The organism is Agrococcus sp. TSP3-2-1 (assembly GCF_049897585.1).
Lineage (GTDB): Bacteria > Actinomycetota > Actinomycetes > Actinomycetales > Microbacteriaceae > Agrococcus.
In genome coordinates, this window is the sequence record NZ_JAFCWN010000003.1 from 200,551 (window position 1) to 224,474 (window position 23,924).

Consider the following 23,924-nt stretch of genomic DNA (forward strand, 5'->3'; position numbering starts at 1 on the left):
GAACGCGTCACGACCTCGCGCGTTCCGTCCGGCGGAGCGCCGGGATGATGCGCTCGCTGTACTGGCGGAGCGTCTCCTCCTTGTCGTCGTGCATGACGTAGGCGGCGAACTGGTCGACGCCGAGCTCGCGCAGGCGCGTGAGCTTCTCGATGTGCTCGGAGGCGTCACCGAGCACGCAGAAGGGGTCGACGATGGCATCCGGCACGAAGTCGACGTGGTCGTTCTCGGCCTTGCCGTGCGTGTTGTAGTCGTACCCGGTGCGCGCCTCGATGTAGCTCGCGAGGTCGTCGGGGATCGCGCTGCCTGTGCCGTATCTCGCCACGATGTCGGCGACGTGGTTGCCGACCATGCCGCCGAACCAGCGCGACTGGTCGCGCTGGTGCGCGCGGTCGTCGCCGACGTACGCAGGGCCCGCGACGCAGATCTTGATCGACATCGGGTCGCGGCCCGCGTCGTCGGCCGCGTCGCGCACGCGCTGGATCATCCACTTCGTGATCTCGGGGTCGGCGAGCTGCAGGATGAAGCCGTCGGCGACCTCGCCCGCGAGCTTGAGCGCGAGCGGCCCGTAGGCGGCGACCCACACCGGCAGCTCCGAGCCGTGCGACCACGGCAGCCGGAGCGTCGCACCGCCGACGTCGACGGAACGGCTCGAGCCGAGCTCGCGGATGACGTGCACGGCTTCGCGCAGCTCGGCGAGCGTCGTCGGCTTGCCGCCCGAGACGCGCACCGCCGAGTCGCCGCGGCCGATGCCGCAGATCGTGCGATTGCCGTGCATGTCGTTGAGCGTCGCGAGCGTCGACGCGGTCACGCTCCAGTCGCGCGTCGCGGGATTCGTCACGAACGGCCCGACCGTGACGCGCCGGGTCGCACCGAGCACGGCCGAGAGGATGACGTAGGGCTCCTGCCAGAGGATGTGGCTGTCGAAGGTCCACACGTGGCTGAAGCCGTGCACCTCGGCGAGCTGCGCGAGCTGCACGACGCGGCTCGCGGGCGGGTTGGTCTGGAAGACGGCGCCGAACTCCATGGTCGTCACGTGAGGTACTGGCTCAGGCCGCGCTTGACGAACGAGCCGTCACCGGGGTGCCCGAGGTACTGCGCGTCGTCGACGATGACCCGGCCGCGGCTCAGCACGGTGTCGACGTGCCCGTCGATCTCGAAGCCCTCCCACGCCGAGTGGTTTATGTTCATGTGGTGCGTCTTGCCGACCCCGATCGACGTGTGGCCGTTCGGGTCGTAGACGACGATGTCGGCGTCGGCGCCGGGCTGGATGACGCCCTTCCGGCCGTGGAGCCCGAACATGCGGGCGGGCGTCGTGGCGGTGATCTCGACCCAGCGCTCGAGCGAGATCTGCCCATCCACCACCCCTTGGTAGAGCAGGTCCATGCGGTGCTCGACGCCGCCGATGCCGTTCGGGATCTTCGAGAAGTCGCCGCGGCCGAGCTCCTTCTGGTCCTTCATGCAGAACGGGCAGTGGTCGGTCGAGACCATCTGCAGGTCGTTCGTGCGCAGCGCGCTCCAGAGCTCGTCGCTGTGGTGCTCGTGCTTCGAGCGCAGCGGCGTCGAGCACACCCACTTCGCGCCCTCGAAGGCGCCCCACTCGTCGCTCGACGCGCCGAGCTGATCCTCGAGCGAGAGGTAGAGGTACTGCGGGCACGTCTCGCCGAAGACGTTCTGCCCCGCGCCGCGCGCCGCCGCGAGCTGGGCGACGGCTTGCTTCGCGCTCACGTGCACGACGTAGAGCGGCGCGTTCGTGAGGTTCGCGAGCATGATCGCGCGGTGCGTCGCCTCCTCCTCCATCTGCCACGCGCGCGCCACGCCGTGGAAGTACGGGTCGCGCTTGCCCTGGTCGAGCAGCTGCCGCACGAGCACGTCGATCGCGGGGCCGTTCTCGGCGTGCATCATCGTCATGAGCCCGGTGTCGGCGGCGACCTGCATCGCCTGCAGGATCTGCGCGTCGTCGGAGTAGAAGACGCCCGGGTAGGCCATGAAGAGCTTGTAGCTCGAGATGCCCTCGTCGGCGAGGCCGCGGAGCGCCGCGAGCGAGGCCTCGTCGACGTCGCCGACGATCTGGTGGAAGCCGTAGTCGATCGCGCACCTGCCGGCGGCCTTCTCGTGCCAGGCCGCGAGCCCGTCCTCGACGCGCTCGCCGTAGGTCTGCACGGCGAAGTCGACGATCGTCGTCGTGCCGCCCCACGCGGCGGCGCGCGTGCCGGTCTCGAACGTGTCGCTCGCCGCGGTGCCGCCGAAGGGCAGCTCCATGTGCGTGTGCGCGTCGATGCCGCCGGGGATGACGAACTTGCCGGTCGCGTCGATGACGCGGTCGACGGAGGCGGCGAGGTCGACGCCGAGCAGCTCGCTGCCGGGAGCGAGCACCGCGCGGATCGTCTCGCCGTCGATCAGCACGTCGGCGAGGGAGCGGCCGGTCGCGGTGACGACGGTGCCGCCGCGGATGAGCGTGGTTGCCATGGCCCGTCCCCTACGGCTTCGCGATCCGGGTGTACGAGTCGGGCCTGCGGTCGCGGTAGAACTGCCAGTCATCGCGCATCTGCCTCACCGCATCCATCTCGAGGTCGCGGATCAGCAGCTCCTCGCTCGCCTCGGAGCCGCGCTCGCCGACGAAGTTGCCGCGCGGGTCGATCACCTGGCTCGTGCCGTAGAAGTCGACCGCGAGCTCGCCGTACTCGTTGTCCTCGCGGCCGACGCGATTGGGTTGCAGCACGAAGTAGCCGTTCGCGACCGCCGCGGCCGGGCCCTCGATCTCCCACAGCCGGTTCGAGAGGCCCGGTTTCGTCGCGTTCGGGTTGAAGACCATGTGGGCGCCCGCGAGCCCGAGCTCGCGCCAGCCCTCGGGGAAGTGGCGGTCGTAGCAGATATACACGCCGAGCTTGCCGACGGCGGTGTCGAAGACCGGGTAGCCGAGGTTGCCGGGCCGGAAGTAGAACTTCTCCCAGAAGCGGTCGAGGTGCGGCAGGTGGTGCTTGCGATAGGTGCCGAGGATGGAGCCGTCGGCGTCGACGGCGACGGCGGAGTTGTAGTAGACGCCCGTCTGCTCCTCCTCGTAGATCGGCAGGATCGCGACCATGCCGAGCTCCTTCGCGAGCCTCGCGAAGCGCTGCACGATCGGGCCGTCGGCCGGCTCGGCGTAGGCGTAGTACCGCTTGTCCTGCGTGATGCCGAAGTAGGGGCCGTAGAAGAGCTCCTGGAAGCAGATGACCTGCGCGCCCTGCTCGGCGGCCTCGCGCATGAAGGCCTCGTGGCGATCGAGCATGGATGCCTTGTCACCGGTCCAGGTGGTCTGGGTGATCGCTGCACGGACCATGGTCATGGTTCCCTCGACTCTCCTCAGTGCCGACGGCAGCGCATCCGCAGCCGAGCGACGGTGCCCTGAGTCTGCTGGGCGGGGCTACAGTGGTCAAGCGCCGGGCATCACCTCCGCGCGCGGACCCATGCACACCGTTCGCGCCAGCCTGCCCGAGGAGACTGAAGTGTCCCGCCGCCCCGCTCTCGTCTCGACGATCGTCGCCGCCCTGCTGCTCGCCGGTTGCGCCGCGCCCCCCGCCGAGCCCGAAGCGACGCTCGAGGTCAGCGCCGCGACCCCGAACTGCGACGCCGAGGTCTTCCCGCTGCCGGCGCCCGCGGAGCGCATCGTCGCGGTGAAGTCGACCGCTGCCGAGCTCGTCGTCGCGCTCGGGCTCGGCGACGCGCTCGTCGCGACCGCGTTCCTCGACGGGCCGCTCGAGGGCGCCGACGCGCCGACGATCGACGGCATGCCCTCGCGCGAGGCCGTGCTCGCCCTCGAGCCCGACGCGATCGTCGCGGGCTGGGAGTCGGCGTTCGCGCCCGAGGCGATCGGCGACCGCGCGCAGCTGCACGAGCTCGGCGTGACGACGTGGGTCTCCCCCGCCGCGTGCTGGTCGACCGACGTGCCGCGGCTCGACTGGGAGGGGCTCTTCGCCGAGCTCGGCGGCGCGGCCGCCATGCTCGGCGTGCCGGAGGCGGGCGGCGACCTCGTCGACGAGCAGCGCGCGGCGCTCGCGGCGATCGAGCCGCTCGAGGGTGCGCCGACCGCGCTCTGGTACTCGTCCGGCGAGGACGCGCCCTACGTCGGCGGCGGCTCGGGCGCCCCGCAGCTCGTGCTCGAGACCGCGGGCCTCGACAACGTCGCGAGCGACCTCGACGACGGCTGGGCGACGCTCTCGTGGGAGGCGGTCGCGGCGAGCGACCCCGACGTCATAGTGCTCGTCGACGCGCCGTGGCACACGGCCGCGTCGAAGCTCGAGCGGCTGCGCGCGAACCCCGCGACCGCTGCGCTCGAGGCGGTGCGCGAGGACCGCTTCGTGATCGTGCCCTTCCCGATGGCGGAGGCGGGCGTCGGGACGGTGGATGCGGCGGCCCTCGTTGCGCGCGAGGTGCGGGAGCTGGGGCTCGGATGACGCGCACCGAGCAGCCGGCCGCCGGCCGCGAGCGCCCCGCTGCCGCAGATGTGCGGGCATCGGCTGCCACGGCTGGCGCCGAAGCGCCGATCGCCACAGAGCTGACCCGCGGGCCCCGGCGGCGTCGTAGCCCAGCGCCGCTGCTCGCGCTCGCGCTCGGCGGGCTGCTCGTCGTCGCGATCGCGGTCGCGGCGAGCGCCGGCCCCGCCGGCATCGGCGCGCTCGAGGCGCTCGGCGCGATCCTCGCGCGGCTCGGCATCGGCGAGTCGCCGCTCGGCGCCGTCGACGACGCGATCGTCGTCGACCTCCGGCTCCCCCGGGCGCTCGCGGCGTGCGCGGTCGGCGCGGGGCTCGCGATCGTCGGCGCGATCATGCAAGCGCTCGTGCGCAACCCGCTCGCCGACCCCTACCTGCTCGGCGTCTCCTCCGGCGCGTCGGTCGGCGCGGTGCTCGTGCTCATCGCCGGGCTCGGCGTGCTGCTGCCGGTCGCCGCGTTCGTCGGCGCGCTCGCGGCGCTGCTCGCGACGCTCGGGCTCGCCGCGGCCGCGGGCGGCACCACCCCGACGCGCACCGTGCTCGCGGGCGTCGTGGTCGCATCCGCCGCGAGCGCGCTCGTGAGCCTCGTCATCTTCTGGGGCGCCGACGGCGACGCCTACCGCGAGATCCTCGCGTGGCTGCTCGGCTCGCTCGCCGCGATCACGTGGCCGACGGCCGTCATCGCGCTCGTCGGTGCGGGGCTCGCGCTCGCGCTGCTGCCGACCGGGCGGCTGCTCGACGCGCTCGCGCTCGGCGACGCCGCGGCGGGCGCGCTCGGCGTCGACGCGCGGCGCACGCGCTGGGCGCTGCTCGTCGCGTGCGCACTCGTGACGGGCGTGCTCGTGTCGGTCTCGGGCGCGATCGGCTTCGTCGGGCTCGTCGTGCCGCACGCGGTGCGGCTCGCGGTCGGCGCGGCGCACGCGCGGCTGCTGCCGCTCGCGGCGCTCGCGGGCGCGCTCGTGCTGCTCGTGAGCGACACCGTCGCGCGCGCGGCGTTCGACCCGCGCGAGCTGCCGGTCGGGATCGTCACGGCGCTCATCGGCGCCCCGGTGTTCGCGGCGCTCATGCTCTCTGGACGGGTGCGCACGTGAGCGGCCCGCTCCCCGGGGGCGCAGCCCTCGAGGTCGAGTCGCTCTCGGTGCGGGTGCGCGGCCGCGCGCTCGTCGACGACGCGTCGTGGACTGCGCCCGCGGGGCGGCTGACGGCGCTCGTCGGCCCGAACGGCGCCGGCAAGTCGACGATGCTGCGGGCGATCGCGGGCGTCGTGCCCGAGCGCGCCGAGCGGACCGGCCGCGTGCTGCTCGGCGGCGAGCGCCTCGACGCGCTGCCCGGGCGCGAGCGGGCGAGGCGCGTCGCGCTCGTCGAGCAGCTCGCCGACGGCGCGCCGCAGCTCACGGCGCGGGAGGCGGTGCGGCTCGGCCGCACCCCGCACCACCGGATGCTCGGCTTCGCGCTCGGCGACGACCGGCACGTCGCGGCGGCACTCGACGCGGCGGGCGCGATGGCGCTCGCCGAGCGCCCGCTCGCCGAGCTCTCGGGCGGCGAGCTGCAGCGCGTGCACCTCGCGCGCGCCCTCGCACAGCAGTCGGGCGGCGACCCCGGCCTGCTGCTGCTCGACGAGCCGACGAACCACCTCGACGTCGCGTGGCAGCTCGAGCTGCTCGAGCTCGTCCGCCGCCTCGCGCTCGACCGCCCCGTCGTCATGACCGTGCACGACCTCGCCCTCGCCGCGACCCACGCCGACCGCGTCGTGCTCGTCGACCGTGGCCGGGTCGTCGCGAGCGGTGCGCCGTCCGACGTGCTGACGCCCGAGCGCATCCGCGCCGTCTACGGCGTCGACGCCGACATCGACGCGCGCCCTGGCGGAGTGGCGATCCGCTATCGGAGGATGGCCTCATGAGGATCACCTCATGAGGATCACGGTGCTCGCCGGCGGCGTCGGTGGCGCCCGCTTCGCCCTCGGGCTGCGGGAGGCGGCGCGCGCGCTGCACGGCGACGCCGCGGAGATCACGGTCGTCGCGAACGTCGGCGACGACATGTGGCTCGCGGGCGTCAAGGTCTGCCCCGACCTCGACTCGCTCCTGTACGCGCTCGCGGGCGTCGGCGACACCGAGCGCGGCTGGGGTCGCGCGGGAGAGAGCGAGCGCGTCGCCGCGGAGCTCGCCGCCTACGGCGTCGGCTGGCCGTGGTTCACGCTCGGCGACCTCGACCTCGGCACGCACCTCGCGCGCACGTCGATGCTGCGCGACGGCGCGAGCCTCACCGAGGCGACCGCGCGGCTCTCGGCGCGCTGGGATCTCGGCGCGCGGCTGCTGCCCGTCACGAACGACGAGGTGCCGACGCACGTCGTGACCGAAGAGGGCGTCATCCACTTCGAGGAGTGGTGGGTGCGCACGCGCGCCGAGCTGCCCGCGCGCCGCTTCGTGCAGCACGGGCTCGAGCGCTCGCGCATCTCGCACGCCGCGCGCGACGCGATCGCGGCCGCCGACGTGCTGCTCATCGCGCCGTCGAACCCCGTCGTCTCGATCGGCACGATCCTCGGCATCCCGGGCGTGCGCGACGCGCTCGAGACGGCGGCGGCACCCGTCGTCGGCGTCGCGCCGATCATCGCGGGCAAGGCGCTGCGCGGCATGGCCGCGACGTGCCTGCAGGTGATCGGGGTCGAGGCGGATGCGGCTGCGGTCGCCGCGCACTACGGCGCGCGTCGGGCGGGTGGCCTGCTCGACGGCTGGCTGCTCGCGGAGGAGGACGCCGGCTCGATCGGCGCGCTCGCCGAGCTCGGGATCGTCGCCGAGGCGCGGCCGCTGCTGCTGACGCCGGGCGGCCCCGCGCGGCAGGTCGCGGCCGAGGCGCTCGCGCTCGCGGAGCGGGTGCGCGGCGCGCGCCCCACGCCTCCGGTTGCCGACTGAGCCGGCCTGCCCTAGGCCGGCAGCGATGCCTGCGCGAGCACCGCGCGCGTGTGCGGGCCGACGCCCGCGTCGAGCGCGGTGTGCAGGTCGGCGAGCTCGTCGACGTCGAGCCGCAGCCCCGAGCCCGGCGCGATGGGCAGCTCGACGTGCCCCGCTTGCCGGTGCCGCTCGGCCGAGCCCGGTCCGAATCGCGGCCGCAGCGCATCCGCCCGCGTCGCCGTGAGCATCGTCGTGCCGACCGCGATCGCGTCGGGCACGAACGCCCGGTGCTCCCGCTCGGCGAGCGCGAGCGCGGCGTCGAGCTCGTCGGGCGTGAGCGCCGGCAGGTCGCCGAGCAGCACGGCCGCGGGCGCCGCGGGGTCGATCGTCGAGAGTCCCGCGTCGATCGCCGCGAGCAGGCCGCCGCTCGGGTCGTCGACGACGCGCACGCGCTCGAGCCCCTCCGTGACCGCCGGGTCGCACGTCACGACGATGACCTGATCGGCGGATGCGCTCCGGCACGCGGCCGTGATGGCGTCGCGGGCGAACGCGACCGCGAGCGCCGCGCGCGCGTCGCCCGCCGCGAGGCGCGACTTGCCGATCGCGCCCTTGACGGGGATGACGATCGACCACTGCACGAGGCCCAGCCTACGTCGCGCCGGATGCGCCGCCGCTCGAAGCGGGTCTCACGCCTCGATCGGCGGGACGACGCGCGCGAGGCTCGGCGGCAGCGCCGTCGTGAGCGCGCGGCGCCACAGCGGCTGCGAGCGCGCGAGCGCGCGCGCCACGAGCCGCACGTCGGCGTTGACCGCGCCTCGCGCGCGCGGCCCGGCGTCGAAGACGGCTCGCTCGGCCGCGAGCCGCACGCGATCCGCGGCGCTCCGCGCCTCGACGTCGCCACCGATGCGCGCGCCGATCGCCGCCTGCACCTCGCCCGGCGTGGCCGAGGCCGGCAGCCGCGCGCCGGCGTCGGCGAGCGCCGCGCGCAGCTCCTGCCAGCCGCCCGGCGCCCCGCGCCGCAGCCGCACGGCGCGCTGCGCTCGCCGCACGAGCCACGGGAGGGCGAGCAGCAGCGCCACGCCCGCGCCGATGAGCCACGGCCGCAGCACCGCCCAGTCGATCGCGCTCGCGCCGGGCTCGCCCGCGCCGGGCGCCGTCGGCGTGGGCGAGTCGCTCGGGGCGAGCGACGGGGCGGCGCTCTGCGTCGCGCTCGGCGTCGGGGTGGGCGCCGCCGTCTCGGCCGGCGTGGGCGTCGGCTCCTGCGTCTGCTCGTCGCCCTCGGGGCTCGCCTGGCCCGTGCCGGCGCCGGGCGTCGTCTCGACCCGCACCCAGCCGGCGCCGTCGACCCACGCCTCGGCCCACGCGTGCATGTGGTTGGTCGTGACCGAGCGCCCGCCGGTGATCTCGTCGCCCGGCAGGAAGCCGACGACGACGCGCGCGGGCACACCGGCGCCCCGCAGCAGCGCCCCGGTCGCGCTCGCGTAGTGCACGCAGTAGCCGCTGCGCGTCTCGAGGAAGCCCTCGAGCGCCTCCCAGCCGTCGCCCGAGGCGCCCGCGAACCCCGGCAGGTCGAGCTGCTCGGAGTAGTCCCACACGCCCGTCGTCATGTAGGCGTGCACGGCGCGGATGCGGTCGGCCGCGCCCATCTCGGCCGTCACGAGCGAGCCGCCCAGCTCGCGGATCGACTCGGCGGCCTCGGGCAGGAGGAGCAGCTCGTCGTGACCCGTCGACGCGTCGCCGACGAGGCTCGCGAGCTCGGGCGAGCGCGTGCCCGAGGACGTGAACTCGAGCCCGTCGGTGTCGACGCTGCCCTCGATGCGCAGCGCGTCGTTCGCGTCGTCCCAGTGCGCGCCCTCGGGAGCCGTCGCGCCGGCGACGCGCTCCGGGGTCGGCAGGCTCTCGGCGCGCACGGGGCTCATGCGCACGGTGAGCTGCATCGGTGCGCCGAGGTCGGCGCCCTCGACGAGGATCTCGGGAGTGCCCGCGGTCGGCGCGACCTGGCGGAACCCGGCCTCGCCCGCCTCGGGCAGCGTCATGAGGCGCGTGACGGTCGGCAGCCCGTCGCTCGTCGAGTAGGTGAAGACCTGCCGGGCCTCCGGCCGCCGCAGCTCGTCGCCGAGGTCGATGTCGGTCTGCAGCACGGGCGTCGGCGAGCGCAGCAGCTCCTCGAGCGTCGGCAGGTCGAGCGCGACGTCGCGCGGGCTCGGTGCGACGAGCGGCACGGCCGCCGCGAGCACCGCGGCGACGCCGACGAGCGCGAGGGGGGCGACCCATCCGCGCCCGATCGCGACGCGCTCGTCGATCGCGGGGGCCGCGAGCGCGAGCGCCGCCGCGGCGACCCCCGGGAGCGCGTGCCACCACGGGATGTCGGCGCGGAAGGCGATCGGCAGCAGGAGCGGCGCGGCGGCGATGAGCACCGCGATCGCCGGCAGCCGCATCGCGTGGCCGAGCAGGTCGACGCCGAGCGCGAGCGCGACCGCACCCGCGACGACCGCGGCGAGCACCGCCCCCTCGACCTCGATCGGCGTGCGGAGCGCCCACGCGATCGCCTGCACGCCCTCGCCGATCGCGGTCATCGAGACGCCGACCGACTCCGGGGTCGGGATGACCCCGAGGAGCGCCTCGTCGGGCGCCGAGAGCGCGGTGATCCAGCCGACGCCGACGAGCGCGGCGACGCCGGTCGCGGCGAACGCGGGCATGAGCGTGCGGGCGAGCGCGGCGACGAGCGCCATCGTGAGCACGGCGCCGAGCACGGGCAGCAGCCAGTCGTCCTCGAGCACGGTGCCCGTCGACCACAGCCAGGCGATCGGGAGCACAGCGAGCGCCGTCGTCTCGACGGGGCCGGCGTGGATGCGCGCGGTGGAGCTCGAGGGCGCCCGCCCGGTGGCAGCGGCGCTCACGCGAGCTCCCGCACGGGGCCGGCGCGATCGATCCAGCGGTGCACGGCGACGCGGGAGCCGGCGGAGATGCGCCGCGGCGGGTCGCCCGGGCGCGCGACGAGCCACAGCGTCGTGCCGGGCGCGAGCGACCACCCCTCGGGGGAGGCCTCCTCGAGCGCGACGACGTGCGCCGCGTCGGCGTCCATCGGCCGCGGCTCGTCGGCGGCGTGCGCCTCGAACGACGCGAAGGCCGCGAGCGCCGAGCGGAGGTCACGCCAGTCCGCCGCCGGGAGCGACGGCTCCCCCGTCTCCCTCACCTGCACGGCGCGGTCGCGGCCCGCGAGCGCGAGCGCGATCGAGCACGCGGCGCGCGCGAGCCGGTCCTCGGCGTCGCGGCCGCGGCCCGCGGCGCGCGCGGTGTCGACGACGACGATGTCGTCGTCGGTCGCGGGGTTCGCCTCCTGCCGCACCATGAGCTCGCCGCGCTTCGCGCTCTGCCGCCAGTGCACGCGGCGCTGCGGATCGCCCGGCCGCCACTCGCGCACCATCGCGTCGACCTCGTCGGCCGTGCGCGACTGCGCGAGCCGGCCCTCGGTGCGGTTCGAGCGCAGCTCGCTCGAGGCGACCGAGAGCACCTCCGGCCCGACGACGAGGCTCGCGCGCGGATCGATCGAGCGCGTCGTGCGCACGACGCGGAACGGGTCGAGGGTCGTCACCTCGACCGGCGCGAGCCGCCAGCGGCCGCGCGGATGCACGCCGAGGTCGACCGACGCCTGCGCCGGCTCGCCGAGGTCTCCCTCGAGCAGCAGGAAGCGCTCGGGACCGGGTGCCCACGTCGACCAGCGCGCGCCGACCTGCCGCGCATCCCCCACGATCCGGATCGTCGCCGACTGCCCCTCGGCGATGACGCCGGGCACGCCGAGCCGCACGCGGCCGACCGCGCCGATCGCCCACCACAGCCCGAGCGCGACGACGCCGAGGCACAGCGCCGCCGGCACGAGCAGCACGACCTGCCGCTCCCAGTAGGCCGCGAGCACGAGGCTGAGCCCGACGAGCACGAGCACGAAGCCGCGCGGGGTGAGGCGCGACCTCGACCGATCCTTCGCGGCCCGGCCCGAGCGCGCGGCCATCAGCGCATGACGGGCGCGACGGTGGAGGCGATCGCGTGCGCGACGACGGCGCGCGCGTCGTCGTGGCGAGCGCGCGGGTCGTGCATCACGAGGTGGTGCGGCAGCACGTGCTGCGCGAGCGCCTTGACGTCGTCGGGCGAGAGCCAGTCGCGGCCGAGCAGGTGGGCGCGCGCCTTCGCCGCCCGGACGAGCTGCAGCGTCGCGCGCGGGCTCGCGCCGAGCCGCACGTCGGTGTGCTCGCGCGTCGCGCGCGCGAGCCGCACGGCGTAGCGCTCGACGAGCTCGTGCGCGCGCACCGCGTGGGCGGCCGCGATCTCGGCCGAGAACTGCTCCTCGGTCGTCACGGGCCGCACGGCGTCGAGCGGCTGCGCCGTCTCGCGGGCCTGCACCATCGCGAGCTCGGCACCCTCGTCGGGGTAGCCGAGCTCGAGCCGCACCATGAAGCGGTCGCGCTGCGCCTCGGGCAGCGCGTACGTGCCCTCCATGTCGATGGGGTTCTGCGTCGCGACGACGAGGAACGGCCTCGGCAGCACGTGCGTGACGCCGTCGACCGTCACTTGCCCCTCGGCCATGCACTCGAGCAGCGCCGCTTGCGTCTTGGGGCTCGCGCGGTTGATCTCGTCGGCGATGACGATGTTGGCGAAGACCGGCCCGGGCTGGAAGCGCAGCTCCCCGCTCGCGCGGTCGAGCACCGACATGCCGGTGATGTCGCTCGGCAGCAGATCGGGCGTGCACTGGATGCGCCGCACGGTGCCGCCGATCGCGGCGGCGAAGGCGCGGGCGAGCTGCGTCTTGCCGACGCCCGGCACGTCCTCGAGCAGCACGTGGCCCTCGGCGAGCAGCACCGTGAGCACCGTGCGGATCTCGTCGGTCTTGCCCGAGATGACGCTCTGCACGGCGCGCTGGATGCGCTCGCCGGCCGCCATCGGCAGGTCGGGCACGTGCTCGAGCACGTGCGCCTCGCGCCCCTCAGCCGTCATGCGCAGCTCCCGCCTCTGCCAATGCGTCGATCCTGCCCGCCTCGCGCCCGAGCCGATAGGCCTCGTCGGAGCCGAGGTGGAACATGTCGCCCTCGCGCCGCACGAGCCGCGTCGCGCCGGGCTCCTCGAGGGCGGTGACGTGCCGGCCGAGGCCCCGCACGAGCACGACCGGCACGCCGTCGGCCTTGCCCGCGACGAGGTCGGCCGCGCCCGCGATCTCGTCGGCGATCGCCGGCGCGGTGACGGTGAGCGGCCTGCCGCTCGCGTCGAGCGTGCCCGTGAGCGGCTCGAGCACGCGGATGCCCGCGGCGCCGATCGCGACGTCGGTCTGGCCGACGCGCCACGCGCGGCCGAGGGTGTCGCTCACGACCACGCCGATCTCGGCACCGAAGCGCGACCGCAGCCGCTCGGCGATCGCGCGCGCCGACGCATCCGAGTCCTCCGGGAGGAGCAGGATCGTGCCGTCGTCGGTGTTCGACGCATCGACACCCGCCGCGGCGAGCACGAGGCCCGAGCGGTGCTCGACGATGCGGGTGATGCCGCCGGGGAAGGCGCGGGAGGCGACGAGCCGCACCGACTCCTCGGTGATCGCCTGCTCGCGCTCGGAGGCGGGGCGGATGCGTCCCTCGGCCTTCGAGACGACCTTGCTCGTGACGACGACGATGTCGCCGCCCTGCGGCTCGAGCGGCGCGATCGCGTCGGCGACGAGCGCCGGCAGGTCGTCGCCGGGACGGATCTCGCCCATCCCCCGCACGGCCCGCAGCTCGAGGTCGGGCTCGCTCATCGCGACTGCAGGAAGGTGGCGACCGCCCGCGGCACGTAGGGGCTGATGTCGCCGCCGAGCTCCGAGACCTGTCGCACGAGGCTCGACGAGACGTGCGCGTTCTCGGGGTTCGGGAGCATGAAGATCGTCTCGACGCCGGCGAGGTTGCGGTTCACGATCGACATCGGCGTCTCGTACGAGAGGTCGGTCGACGAGCGGATGCCCTTGACGAGCACCTCGGCGCCCACTTGCTGGCAGTAGTCGACGAGCAGGCCCATCGACCAGTTCGCGATGCGGATCTCACCCTCGACGCGGGCCTCCTCGATCGAGCGCTCGATGAGCGCCTCGCGCTCGACGACCGGCAGGAACGCGTGCTTGTCGGGGTTGTGCGTCACGACGACGTGCACCTCGTCGAAGATCTTCGCGGCTCGCCCGATGACGTCGAGGTGACCCAGGGTGACAGGGTCGAACGAACCGGGCACGACGGCGATGCGAGGCATGTCGCCAGCCTATAAGGCAGACGAGTGCGCGGACGCCGCGCGGAGGGCGAGGGTGCGGATGCATAGGCGCGGCATGGGCGGGAACGTCGCTGCGTCGGGATCGTTCGCGGACCCCGCCCCGGCACGCGGACCCGATATTCGGGGTCCGCCGCGCGAGATCGGGTCCGCGGAGAGGCGCGGCATGGGCGGGGACCCTTCGACACGGTCTGCGCCTTCGGCGCGGACCGTGTCGAAGGGAGCGGAGGGGCGGGCCGGCTCAGGGAGCGGAGGGGCGGGCCGGCTCAGGGAGCGGAGGGCGCTACGCCGTCACGAGCGCCGCTCGGGCGTCGGGGTCGAGCCGCCGGTCGACCGCGAGCCGCAGCGCCGGGTTCGCGAGCAGCTTCGGGTCGGCGTCGAGCACCGCGCGGGCGGCGTCGCGCGCGGCCTCGATGATGCCGGCGTCGCGCGCGACCCGCAGCACCTTGAGCCCGCTGCGGCCGCCCGACTGCGCGGCGCCGAGCACGTCGCCCTCGCCGCGCTGCTCGAGGTCGACCTCGGCGAGCTCGAAGCCGTCGAGGGTCGAGGCGACCGCCTCGAGCCGCTCGCGCGCCGGGCTCTCGGGATCGACCGAGGAGACGAGCATGCACAGCGCCGCGTGCTCGCCGCGGCCGACGCGGCCGCGCAGCTGGTGCAGCTGCGAGACGCCGAAGCGATCGGCCGAGAGCACGACCATCATCGTCGCGTTGGGCACGTCGACGCCGACCTCGATGACCGTCGTGGCGACGAGCACGTCGATCTCGCGATCGCGGAACGCGCGCATGACCGCATCCTTCTGCTCCGTCGTGTCGGCGCCGGTGAGCTGCGCGAGCACCTTGCCCCGCAGCTCCGGCCGCTCGCGCAGCCGCGCGAGCGTCGTGGTCACGTCGTCGACGGGAGGCAGCGGTCTCGCGCCCGCCGACGCATCCGCCTCGTCGTCGCTCCGGTCGATGCCCTCGAGCTTGCCGGGCGAGATCGCCGGGCACACGACGAACGCCTGCCGGCCCGCGTCGAGCTCCTCGCGCATCCGCGACCACACGCGCCCGAAGTGCACGGGGCGCTCGACGGGATCGACGACGAAGGTCTTGATGGGGCTGCGGCCAGCGGGCAGCGATCGGATGGTCGAGACGTCGAGATCGCCGAACGCGGTCATCGCGATCGTGCGCGGGATCGGCGTCGCGGTGAGCACGAGCGTGTGCGGATGGATGCCCTTCGCCCGCAGCGCCTCGCGCTGGGCGACGCCGAAGCGGTGCTGCTCGTCGATGACGACGAGCGCGAGCTCGGCGAAGGTCGTGCGCTCGCTCAGCAGCGCGTGCGTGCCGACGACGATGCGCGCCGAGCCGGCCGCGATCGCGAGCGCCGCGCGCTTGCGGTCGGCGGCGGGCATCTGGCCGGTGAGGAGCGTCGGCTGCAGCTCGGCGGCGAGCTCGGGACCGAGCGAGCGCACGATCGAGCGCAGGTGCTGCACCGCGAGCACCTCGGTGGGCGCGAGCAGCGCCGCCTGGCCGCCCGACTCGGCGACCGTGAGCATCGCGCGCGTCGCGACGACCGTCTTGCCCGAGCCGACCTCGCCCTGCACGAGCCGGTGCATCGCGGTGCCGCTCGCGAGGTCGGCGGCGATCGCATCGCCCGCCGCGCGCTGGTCGTCGGTGAGCTGCCACGGCAGGCCCGCGTCGAAGCGCTCGAGCAGGGCACCCGGATGCCTCGGCTGGGTCGGGAGGGTGTCGAACCACGCACGGGTCGCGAGCAGGTAGGTCTGCAGGAGGAACGCCTCCTGCCACGCGAGCGAGTGGCGGGCGCGGTATGCGTCCTGCTCGGTCTCGGGCTGGTGCGCCATGCGGAGCGCCTCGAGCAGCGACATGAGCCGGTGCTCGGCCCGCACCTCGGCGGGCACGGGGTCGCGCACGACGTCGAGCGAGTCGAGCGCCTGCGCGACCATCGCCTGGATCTTCGTCGTCGCGAGCGATTGCGTCGCGGGGTAGATCGGCACGGGCTGCTGCGCCCAGCGCTCGGCGTCGACGCCCGCCTCCTCGTCGAAGAGCTCGTAGTCGGGATGCGTCAGCTGCCGCTTGCCCTTGTAGTCGCCGACGACGCCGGAGAAGAGCGCGGTGACGCCCTGGTGCAGCTCGGCCTTCCGCCACGCCTGGTTGAAGAACGCGAGCTCGAGCTCGCTCGAGCCGTCGGTGATCGTGATGCTCGTGAGGCTGCGCGGCCGGCCGCGCGCGTCGCGCTGCAGGTCGCGCGTCTCGACGCTCCGGACCTTCGCGACGACGGTGACGTGCTCGCCGGGCACGAGGCTCCGCAGCTCGGTGAGCTCGCCGCGCTTCGCGTAGCGGCGCGGGAGGTGCCAGAGCAGGTCGCCGACCGTCTCGAGCCCGAACGCGCGATGCAGCTTCCCCGCTTGCGCCTTCCCGAGCAGCCGCTCGAGCGGGCGCTCGAGCCCCTCGGGGAGCGCTCCGCCGGCTGCCTTCGACACCACTCGCCCAGAGTAGGCGCTCCCGCCCACGCGCCCTGGCGCATCCCCCAGTCACCATGCGTCAGGATGTGTCCGTGACGCGCATCATCGGAGGGCTCGCGGGCGGGCTGCGGCTGCACGTGCCGCTGCGCGGCACGCGCCCGACGGCGGAGCGCGTGCGCGAGGCGATCTTCAGCGCGCTCGACGCGCGCGGGCTGTGCGACGGCGCGAACGTGCTCGACCTCTACGCCGGCTCGGGCGCGCTCGGGCTCGAGGCCGCGAGCCGGGGCGCGGAGTCGGTCGTGCTCGTCGAGCGCGACCGCGCGGCGGCGAAGGTCGCGGAGCGGAACGCCGCGGCGGTCGCGAAGGCGGGCGCGGCGCGCGCGGTCGTCGAGCCGGTCTCGGTCGCGCAGTTCCTGCAGCGCTCGGGGCGGCAGTTCGACCTCGTCTTCATCGACCCGCCGTACGACCTGCCGCCGGCCGAGATCGGCTTCGTGCTCGCGACGCTCGCGCCGCTGCTCTCGCATCCCGCGGTCGTCGTCGTCGAGCAGTCGAAGCGCTCGGGCGACCTCGACCTGCCGGGCGACCTCGTGCTCGAGCGGGCGCGCGACTACGGCGACACGACCCTGCACTACCTCGCGACGGCGGGCACGACGGTCGACGGCTGAGCCTCGTCTGCCCCTTCGCGCTCACCCCGTTCTGCAGGCGATCCGGGGTGGCGGAGGGAACATCCCCCTCGGATCGCCCGGATCGCCTGCGAAACGAGTCCGCTGCGCGGGGTCAGGCGCGGTAGGGGTCCCAGCCGCGGGGCTCGAGCGGCGCGCCGTCGAGGGTGACGCCCTCGCCGGTCTCGACGACGCCGAGCTCGGTGAGCGGCGCGCCCTCGACCTCGGCCGGGAGGTCGATGTCCCCGGGCAGGGCGACGAGCAGCGCGTGGTCCTCGCCGCCGTAGAGCACCGCGTCGCGGTCGATGCCCAGCCTGGCCGCGAGCGCGTCGACGGCGGCGCCGTCGAGCGCGATGCGGGCGGCGGATGCGCGGGCCACGCGGGCGGCGTCGAGCGCGAGGCCGTCGGAGACGTCGAGCATCGCGCTCGCGCCCATCGCAGCGAGCGCGGCTCCCGCCGCGACGGGCGCGGTCGGCGCGAGGTGGAGGCGAACGGTCGAGTCGTCGGCGGCGAGTCGCCGAGCGGCGCCGGGCTCGAGCGTGCCGCCTGCCGCGCCGCTCGCCGCGAGCAGGCGGCCGAGCCCCGTCGCCGACATGCCGAGGGTGCCGACGACGCACACGCGGTCGCCCGCCCGCGCGCCCGAGCGGAGCACCGCATCCGCGCCCCGCAGGTCGCCGAACGCCGTCACCGCGATCGTGACGCGCTCGGCGGTGCCGAGATCGCCGCCGACGACGCCGCAGCCGGGAGCCATCGCGGCGATGCCGTCGGCGAGGCCCTCCGCGAACAGCTCGAGGTCGGCCACTCGCGTCGCGCGCGGCACCGCGAGCGCCACGACGAGCGAAGTGGGCACGGCGCCCATCGCGGCGATGTCGGCGAGGTTCGAGGCGACTGCCTTCCAGCCGAGGTCGTGCCATTCCGACCAGTCGAGCCGGAGGTCGGCGCCCTCGAGCATCGTGTCGGTCGTGACGACGAAGCGACCGTCGGGCGCGCGCACGACCGCGGCGTCGTCGCCGGGGCCGACGATCGTCGCGTCGCCCGCCGGCAGCAGCGGCAGGAAGCGGCGGAGCGCCTCGAGCTCGCCGACGTCGGCCAGCGTCGCGTCGTCCATGCCGGCAACGCTAGCCGGGAACTCCGATCGGATCGTTCCGGGCAGCACTCGCGGCGCCCTCGGTAGGCTCGAGGGGTGCGCCTCCTCCCCCTCGCTGCCGCCGCCGCTGCGCTCCTCGCGCTCAGCGGCTGCGCTCGCGCGGTGACGCTCCCGGCCGCCGACGACGCATCCGACCCCGGGTGTGCGCGCGTGTCGGTCTCGCTCCCCGAGCAGCTCGGCGACGCGAGCCTGCCGGAGCCGCTCGAGCGCCGCGACACGACGTCGCAAGCGACCGCCGCGTGGGGCGACCCGAGCGCGGTGACCCTGCGCTGCGGCATGCCCGAGCCCGCGCCGTCGGCGAACCGATGCATCCAGGTCGGCCCGGTCGACTGGCTCGAGGTCGCGCAGGAGGAGAACGTCTGGACGTTCGTGAGCTACGGCCGCTCGCCCGCGACCGAGGTCGTCATCGACACGAACGTCGTGAGCGCGGTGACCGCGCTCGAGGGCGTCTCGAGCGCGGTCGACCGCATCGAGCGCACGGGCGAGTGCACCTAGGAGCCATCGGCACCCCAGCGCCCCAGGGCGACGATCGACTCGCGCAGGGAGAGGCCGCGCTCGGTGAGGGCGTACGCCCTCGAGTTGTGCCGGAGCGGCAGCCGCGAGAGCACGCCGGCCGCTTCGAGCTCCCGCAACCGGGTCGCGAGCATGTTGGTCGGCGCGCCGAGGTCGCGCTGCAGATCGCCGTAGCGCTGCGGCCCGTCGAGGAGCCGCTCGACGATGAGCAGCGCCCACCGCGGGCCACGACGTCGAGCGCCGCAGCGAGGTCGCTCACGCGGCCTGATCGGCTTCGGGCTTCATCCAGAACGGCGAGTAGTGGTAGCCGTCGGGGTCGTCGAACTGGCGCTGGTACATGAAGGGGTAGTCGTCGGTGTCGCCGATCCGGCCGCCGGCGGCGCCGGCGCGCTCGACGAGCGCATCGACCGCCTCGCGGCTGCCGTCTCGCGGCTGCCGAGCATGACGTACTGCTCCGGCGCGATCGCGAAGCACGACACGTTGTGATCCGACATCTCGGCATTGCGCTGCCAGCCGAGGGCGGTGTAGAAGGCGGTCGCGCGTTCGACGCTCTCGACCGGGCAGGTGATGAAGAGGCTCATGCGGGAAAACTTGCAAGATGCAAGTGCGACGTCAAGACCCGTCGTGCCGCCGCCGGACGCGGCTTCGGATCAGGCCGCGTCGCTCGCGAGCACGTCGGGCAGGAACACCCGCCCGTCGTCGTGGCCCGGGTCGAGCACGATCGCGTGCCCCTCGGGGATCGCCGCCGCGAGCTCGGCGCCTGTGAGCTTCACGTGGCGGCGCGTCTTCGTGACGAAGCCGCCGATGCGCTTCGTCGACGTGAACGCGACGACGAGCTGCAGCTCGCCGTGCGGCACGACGAGGAACCGGCCGGAGCCCGGGTCGCGCGGGTTCTCGACGACCGCGGGCACGACGAGCTCGGCTTCGCGCACGACCGCCCACGCGCCGGCGTGATCGGTCGCGTCGATGTCGTGCAGGGCGTCGAGCGTCGGGTTGGCCACGCATCCATCCTCCCGCATCCGTGAGGATCGTCTCGATACGCCGGCTACGGCGGCTACTCGACGAGCGGGGGGGGCGGATGCCGTGGGTCGGGAGGGCATGTCGGTGGCGGCTGGGAGACTGGTCACATGGCGCTCGACTTCACGGCAATCGACTTCGAGACCGCCAACGGCAGCGCGGCCTCCGCGTGCGCGGTCGGCCTCGTGAAGGTGCGGGACGGCCTCATCGTCGACCGCTTCTCGACGCTCATCCAGCCCTCCTTCCCCCACGACGAGTTCTGGGAGTGGAACACGCGCATCCACGGCATCCACGCCCACCAGGTGCTGGATGCGCCCGATTGGACCGAGGCGCAGCGGCTCATCCTCGAGTTCGGCGGCGACGACGTCTACGTCGCCCACAACGCCGGCTTCGACAAGGGCGTCATGCGCGCGGCGGCGAAGGCCGCGCGACTGCCGGTGCCCGACATGCGGTGGACCGACTCGCTGCGCATCGCCCGCAAGACCTTCGCGCTCGAGTCGTACCGGCTGCCGGTCGCGGCGCTCGCAGCGGGCTTCGACGACTTCCGCCACCACGACGCGGGCGGCGATGCCGAGGCGTGCGCGGCGATCGTGATCGGCGCCGCGAAGCGGCACGCGCTCGACGACCTCGACGCGCTCGTGAAGCGCTGCATGTCGGCCGTGCACCAGATCGGTGAGCGCCACGAGGAGCTCGCCGAGCTCGAGGCGGCACGGCGCGCGGCGCAGCGCGAGCGGCCGTGGTGGCACTAGACCGGCGAGGCCCGGCTATAACGAAACCATCACGTTTCGACGGTGAGGATCGGTCGAGATCCGCGTGATCCTGCGGAAGCCGGCGCCGGCGCCCCGTAGCTCTTCTACTGCCCTGGGGTAACGTCGATCCGCGGTGGCCACGGCTGGCCGCCCTTCCCATTGGACGCGACCGTCGGCCCCCCAGCTGTCGACGAGCGTATGGTGCCGCTTCGCAGACGACTTCCGTCGTCGATGGACGGCAGACGACACACCGCCGGTGCGGTGGCACCCGTCCTCGACTGAACGCCCTCGCGGCGTGGCAGGAGTGACCGTGACCGAACCGCAAGTGATCGCGCGCCCCGGGGGCGCCGACGAGACCCGTGGCGCCGACGACATCGCCGTGCGCGTCGAGCACCTCACGAAGGTGTTCGGCCGCCGGAGCCTCGAGGCCGCCGACCGCCTCGCCGCCGGCGCCTCGCGAGAGGACGTCGCCAAGCTCGGCACCGCCGCCGTCATCGACGCCTCCTTCGAGGTGCGACGCGGCGAGATCTTCGTCGTGATGGGGCTCTCGGGCTCCGGCAAGTCGACGCTCATCCGCATGCTCAACGGCTTGCTCGACGCGACCCACGGCACCGTCGAGATCGCGGGCGAGCGCGTGACCGGCATCGACGCGAAGCGACTGCGCGCCGTGCGCCGCTCGCAGGTCTCGATGGTCTTCCAGCACTTCGCGCTCCTGCCCCACCGCACGGTGCTCGACAACGTCGCGTACGGGCTCGAGATCCAGGGCGTCGACCGCGAGCGTCGGCTCGAGCTCGCGCGCGACGTCGTGCGCCGCGTCGGGCTCTCCGGCTGGGAGGAGCGGTTCCCGAGCGAGCTCTCCGGCGGCATGCAGCAGCGCGTCGGCATCGCCCGCGCCCTCTGCGCCGACACCCCCGTGCTGCTCATGGACGAGGCCTTCAGCGCGCTCGACCCGCTCATCCGCCGCGAGATGCAGGAGCAGCTCGTCGAGCTGCAGGCCGAGCTCGGCAAGACGATCGTCTTCATCACCCACGACCTCAACGAGGCGATGTTCCTCGGCGACCGCATCGCCGTCATGCGCGACGGCCGCATCGTGCAGATCGGCACCCCCGAGGAGATCCTCACCGACCCCGCGAACGACTACGTCGCGCAGTTCGTGCAGGACGTCGATCGCACCCGCGTGCTCACCGCAGCGAGCGTGATGGAGCCGCCCGCCGCATCCGTGCCCGCCACCGTGGGGCCGCGCGGCGCGCTCCGCGCGATGCGCGACGTGCAGAGCTCGACCCTCCTCGTCACGGGGCCGGGCCGCACCGTGCTCGGCGCCGTGCGCGACCGCGACGTGCTGCGCGCCGTGCAGCGCGGGCACCGCGAGCTGCGCCCGCTCGTCGACGCCGACGTGCACCGCGTCTCGCCCGACACGAGCCTCGCCGAGCTGCCGGAGCTCGCCGTCACGAGCGGCCTGCCGATCGCGGTCGTCGACGGCGGCGATCGCCTGCTGGGCGTCATCCCGCGCGTCATGCTGCTCGCGGCGCTCGGCAACGTGCCGACCGAGACGTCGGAGATGGCGATCGTCGACCTGCCGCCCGCGCTCGACCCGGCGCTCGTCGCCCAGACCCTCGACGATGCGAGTGCTCGCTTCGACGGACAGGAGGTGCGCGATGCTCGATGACATCCGCCTGCCGCTCGGCGACTGGGTCGAGACCGGCGTCGACTGGATCACCGACAACCTCGCCGTGCTCTTCGACGTCATCCGCACGGTCGTCGGCGGCGTCTTCGACGTCGTCGAGATGGCGTTCACGGAGCCGCCCGCGATCGTCATGATCGTCGTGCTCGCACTGATCGCCCTCCTCGTGCGGGGATGGCGGATGGGTGTGGGCACGGTGCTCGGGCTCGTCGTGATCGTGCTCGTCGACCAGTGGGACAACGCGATGGCGACGCTCGCGCTCACGGTCGTCGCGGCGCTCCTCGCGCTGCTGCTCGCCATCCCGCTCGGCATCTGGGCGGCGCGCTCCGACACCGTCTCGGCGATCATCCGCCCCGTGCTCGACTTCCTGCAGACGATGCCCGCGTTCGTCTACCTCATCCCGGCGATCATCCTGTTCGGCATCGGGGTCGTGCCCGGCATCATCGCGACCATCGCGTTCGCGATGGCGCCCGGCGTGCGCTTGACCGAGCTCGGCATCCGCGGCGTCAACCGCGAGATCGTCGAGGCGGGCGCCGCCTTCGGCGCCTCCCCCGGCCGCATCCTGCGCCAGATCCAGCTGCCGCTCGCGCTGCCGACGATCATGACGGGCGTCAACCAGATCATCATGCTGTCGCTCTCGATGGTCGTCATCGCCGCGATGGTCGGTGCCGGCGGCCTCGGCCAGGACATCGTGCAGGCGCTGCAGCGCATCGACGTTGGCCTCGGCTTCGAGGCGGGCCTGTCGGTCGTGATCCTCGCGATCGTGCTCGACCGCGTGACGAACGCGCTCGGCAGCCTGCAGGTGCACAGCCCCGTCGCGAAGCTGCGCTCGCGCCGGCGCAGCGCGGCCGCGAGCGCAGCCTCGAGCGCACCATCGCCGCACGACGTCGCCGCCGTGACGGCCGTCGAGACGACACCGGCCGGCAGCGGCCGCTGAGACTTCGGCGGCCGCGCGGGCGGTCGCCGACGGACGGAAGATACGGAACGAGAGAGGACACAGCATGCACAAGCGATTCATCCGCGCGACGGCCGTCGCTGCCGTCGGAGCGCTGGCCCTGGCCGGCTGCGCGTCGAGCGGCTCGGAGGCGGAGGCGCCCGAGGGCGACGCCGCTGCGACGAGCGACCAGACCGACCTGACGATCGGCGTCTTCAACGGCTGGCCCGAGGGCGAGGCCGTCTCCTACCTGTGGGAGGCGATCCTCGAGGAGCAGGGCTACGACGTCGAGCTCGAGTACGCCGACGCCGGCCCCGTCTTCGCGGGCGTCGCGGGCGGCGACTACGACGTCACCCTCGACGGCTGGCTGCCGATGACGCACGCCGACTACATGACCGAGTTCGGCGACGACCTCGTCGACCTCGGCTCGTGGAACGACGACGCGGTGCTGACCCTCGCGGTCAACGAGGATGCGCCGATCACGTCGATCGCGGAGCTCGCCGACAACGCCGACGCGTTCGGCAACCGCATCGTCGGCATCGAGCCGGGCGCGGGCCTGACCGGCGCGACGCAGGACAGCGTCATCCCGACCTACGGCCTCGAGGGCATGGAGTTCATCACCTCGTCGACCCCCGCGATGCTCGCCGAGCTCAGCGGCGCGATCGACGCCGGCGAGAACATCGTCGTGACGCTGTGGCGCCCGCACTGGGCCTACGACGAGTTCGCGATCCGCGACCTCGAGGACCCGGAGGGCACGCTCGGCGCCGCCGAGGGCATCCACTCGATCGCCCGCACGGGCTTCGAGGAGGACTTCCCGCAGCTCACCGCCTGGCTGCAGGCGTTCGAGATGGACTCGGAGCTGCTCTTCTCGCTCGAGAACGCGATGTTCAACAGCGACGCGTCGCAGAGCGACTACCCCGAGGTCGTCGCCACCTGGATCAGCGAGAACCAGGAGTACGTCGACTCGCTCACCGCGACCGAGTAGTCGCACGAGCACGTGAGGCCCCGCATCCAGGTGATGGATGCGGGGCCTCCGTCGTGCGGGCACCGCATGTGGGTAGCCTCCCCTACCCTGCTCGCAACGAGGTCGGGGGTGGATGTGGGTGGCCCCATCTACCCTCCTCGCAGGGGAGGCAAGG

The 23,924-nt window shown here is 74.1% G+C and carries 22 protein-coding genes and 2 pseudogenes; 10 read left to right on the forward strand and 14 right to left on the reverse strand.

Annotated elements, in window-relative coordinates:
• Positions 1-7: 7 nt before the first annotated feature.
• The 3 genes from ACP7BI_RS05715 to ACP7BI_RS05725 are packed head-to-tail and all read right to left on the reverse strand — an operon-like array spanning position 8 to position 3,325.
• The gene (locus ACP7BI_RS05715) at positions 8-1,024 is read right to left on the reverse strand and encodes a TIGR03842 family LLM class F420-dependent oxidoreductase (RefSeq protein WP_425844578.1); all 1,017 of its coding nucleotides are present in this window, start codon (positions 1,022-1,024) and stop codon (positions 8-10) included.
• Between the two features lie 5 nt (positions 1,025-1,029).
• Positions 1,030-2,466, reverse strand: coding sequence for a dihydropyrimidinase (hydA, locus tag ACP7BI_RS05720; RefSeq protein ID WP_425844311.1), 1,437 nt, complete (start codon positions 2,464-2,466; stop codon positions 1,030-1,032).
• A gap of 10 nt (positions 2,467-2,476) precedes the next feature.
• On the reverse strand, positions 2,477-3,325 hold the full coding sequence (locus ACP7BI_RS05725) for a nitrilase-related carbon-nitrogen hydrolase (RefSeq protein ID WP_425844312.1): 849 nt from the start codon (positions 3,323-3,325) through the stop codon (positions 2,477-2,479).
• 160 nt (positions 3,326-3,485) lie between these two features.
• Here ACP7BI_RS05725 and ACP7BI_RS05730 point away from each other — a divergent pair, with 160 nt between their 5' ends.
• Genes ACP7BI_RS05730 through cofD form a run of 4 tightly spaced genes read left to right on the forward strand, consistent with a single transcriptional unit; the run spans position 3,486 to position 7,378 of the window.
• The gene (locus ACP7BI_RS05730) at positions 3,486-4,433 is read left to right on the forward strand and encodes an ABC transporter substrate-binding protein (RefSeq protein WP_425844314.1); all 948 of its coding nucleotides are present in this window, start codon (positions 3,486-3,488) and stop codon (positions 4,431-4,433) included.
• On the forward strand, positions 4,430-5,560 hold the full coding sequence (locus tag ACP7BI_RS05735; protein WP_425844315.1) for an iron chelate uptake ABC transporter family permease subunit: 1,131 nt from the start codon (positions 4,430-4,432) through the stop codon (positions 5,558-5,560). The genes ACP7BI_RS05730 and ACP7BI_RS05735 overlap by 4 nt, the downstream gene beginning before the upstream one ends.
• A complete protein-coding gene (locus ACP7BI_RS05740) occupies positions 5,557-6,369 on the forward strand; it encodes an ABC transporter ATP-binding protein (RefSeq protein ID WP_425844317.1) in 813 nt (270 codons plus the stop codon). The genes ACP7BI_RS05735 and ACP7BI_RS05740 overlap by 4 nt, the downstream gene beginning before the upstream one ends.
• Before the next feature lie 10 nt (positions 6,370-6,379).
• A complete protein-coding gene (cofD, locus tag ACP7BI_RS05745) occupies positions 6,380-7,378 on the forward strand; it encodes a 2-phospho-L-lactate transferase (RefSeq protein ID WP_425844318.1) in 999 nt (332 codons plus the stop codon).
• 11 nt (positions 7,379-7,389) lie between these two features.
• Here cofD and cofC read toward each other — a convergent pair whose 3' ends face one another.
• From cofC to ACP7BI_RS05780, 7 genes are all read right to left on the reverse strand, one after another.
• Positions 7,390-7,995, reverse strand: a complete 606-nt coding sequence (gene cofC, locus ACP7BI_RS05750) for a 2-phospho-L-lactate guanylyltransferase (RefSeq protein WP_425844319.1) — start codon at positions 7,993-7,995, stop codon at positions 7,390-7,392.
• Positions 7,996-8,043: 48 nt separating this feature from the next.
• Entirely contained in the window at positions 8,044-10,257 is a 2,214-nt protein-coding gene (locus ACP7BI_RS05755) for a transglutaminaseTgpA domain-containing protein (protein ID WP_425844320.1), read from the reverse strand.
• Positions 10,254-11,366 carry a DUF58 domain-containing protein gene (locus ACP7BI_RS05760; RefSeq protein WP_425844321.1) on the reverse strand — a complete coding sequence of 371 codons (1,113 nt, stop codon included), beginning with the start codon at positions 11,364-11,366 and terminating at the stop codon, positions 10,254-10,256. The genes ACP7BI_RS05755 and ACP7BI_RS05760 overlap by 4 nt, the downstream gene beginning before the upstream one ends.
• Positions 11,366-12,346: an AAA family ATPase gene (locus ACP7BI_RS05765; RefSeq protein WP_425844323.1), complete on the reverse strand. Its 981-nt coding sequence runs from the start codon at positions 12,344-12,346 to the stop codon at positions 11,366-11,368. The genes ACP7BI_RS05760 and ACP7BI_RS05765 overlap by 1 nt, the downstream gene beginning before the upstream one ends.
• On the reverse strand, positions 12,336-13,130 hold the full coding sequence (cofE, locus tag ACP7BI_RS05770) for a coenzyme F420-0:L-glutamate ligase (RefSeq protein ID WP_425844325.1): 795 nt from the start codon (positions 13,128-13,130) through the stop codon (positions 12,336-12,338). The genes ACP7BI_RS05765 and cofE overlap by 11 nt, the downstream gene beginning before the upstream one ends.
• Positions 13,127-13,609, reverse strand: a complete 483-nt coding sequence (gene coaD, locus ACP7BI_RS05775; protein ID WP_425844327.1) for a pantetheine-phosphate adenylyltransferase — start codon at positions 13,607-13,609, stop codon at positions 13,127-13,129. Before coaD ends, cofE begins: the two co-directional genes overlap by 4 nt.
• Before the next feature lie 298 nt (positions 13,610-13,907).
• Positions 13,908-16,103 (reverse strand): ATP-dependent DNA helicase RecG, encoded by a 2,196-nt coding sequence (locus tag ACP7BI_RS05780; RefSeq protein ID WP_425844329.1) that lies wholly within the window; start codon positions 16,101-16,103, stop codon positions 13,908-13,910.
• 71 nt (positions 16,104-16,174) lie between these two features.
• Here ACP7BI_RS05780 and rsmD point away from each other — a divergent pair, with 71 nt between their 5' ends.
• A complete protein-coding gene (gene rsmD / locus ACP7BI_RS05785) occupies positions 16,175-16,747 on the forward strand; it encodes a 16S rRNA (guanine(966)-N(2))-methyltransferase RsmD (RefSeq protein WP_425844331.1) in 573 nt (190 codons plus the stop codon).
• 112 nt (positions 16,748-16,859) lie between these two features.
• On the opposite strand, the gene thiL is transcribed toward rsmD, so the two are convergent.
• Positions 16,860-17,852 carry a thiamine-phosphate kinase gene (gene thiL / locus ACP7BI_RS05790; RefSeq protein WP_425844333.1) on the reverse strand — a complete coding sequence of 331 codons (993 nt, stop codon included), beginning with the start codon at positions 17,850-17,852 and terminating at the stop codon, positions 16,860-16,862.
• A 75-nt stretch (positions 17,853-17,927) separates the two neighbouring features.
• Between thiL and ACP7BI_RS05795 the strand changes: the two genes are divergently transcribed.
• Positions 17,928-18,386, forward strand: a complete 459-nt coding sequence (locus tag ACP7BI_RS05795) for a DUF3515 family protein (RefSeq protein WP_425844334.1) — start codon at positions 17,928-17,930, stop codon at positions 18,384-18,386.
• Here ACP7BI_RS05795 and ACP7BI_RS05800 read toward each other — a convergent pair.
• The 3 genes and pseudogenes from ACP7BI_RS05800 to ACP7BI_RS05810 all read right to left on the reverse strand — a co-directional run bounded on the left by ACP7BI_RS05800 (position 18,383) and on the right by ACP7BI_RS05810 (position 19,405).
• Positions 18,383-18,663 (reverse strand): annotated as a pseudogene (locus ACP7BI_RS05800) (winged helix-turn-helix transcriptional regulator). The gene ACP7BI_RS05795 and the pseudogene ACP7BI_RS05800 overlap by 4 nt on opposite strands.
• Positions 18,660-18,985, reverse strand: a pseudogene (locus ACP7BI_RS05805) (VOC family protein). The pseudogenes ACP7BI_RS05800 and ACP7BI_RS05805 overlap by 4 nt, the downstream one beginning before the upstream one ends.
• Before the next feature lie 69 nt (positions 18,986-19,054).
• On the reverse strand, positions 19,055-19,405 hold the full coding sequence (locus tag ACP7BI_RS05810) for an SseB family protein (protein ID WP_425844336.1): 351 nt from the start codon (positions 19,403-19,405) through the stop codon (positions 19,055-19,057).
• A gap of 126 nt (positions 19,406-19,531) precedes the next feature.
• Between ACP7BI_RS05810 and ACP7BI_RS05815 the strand changes: the two genes are divergently transcribed.
• From ACP7BI_RS05815 to ACP7BI_RS05830, 4 genes are all read left to right on the forward strand, one after another.
• A complete protein-coding gene (locus tag ACP7BI_RS05815; RefSeq protein WP_425844337.1) occupies positions 19,532-20,170 on the forward strand; it encodes a 3'-5' exonuclease in 639 nt (212 codons plus the stop codon).
• Positions 20,171-20,498: 328 nt separating this feature from the next.
• Positions 20,499-21,836, forward strand: coding sequence for a quaternary amine ABC transporter ATP-binding protein (locus ACP7BI_RS05820; protein WP_425844580.1), 1,338 nt, complete (start codon positions 20,499-20,501; stop codon positions 21,834-21,836).
• Positions 21,826-22,788 carry an ABC transporter permease gene (locus tag ACP7BI_RS05825; protein WP_425844339.1) on the forward strand — a complete coding sequence of 321 codons (963 nt, stop codon included), beginning with the start codon at positions 21,826-21,828 and terminating at the stop codon, positions 22,786-22,788. Before ACP7BI_RS05820 ends, ACP7BI_RS05825 begins: the two co-directional genes overlap by 11 nt.
• Positions 22,789-22,852: 64 nt before the next feature.
• Positions 22,853-23,770, forward strand: coding sequence for a glycine betaine ABC transporter substrate-binding protein (locus tag ACP7BI_RS05830; protein WP_425844341.1), 918 nt, complete (start codon positions 22,853-22,855; stop codon positions 23,768-23,770).
• Positions 23,771-23,924: the final 154 nt, after the last annotated feature.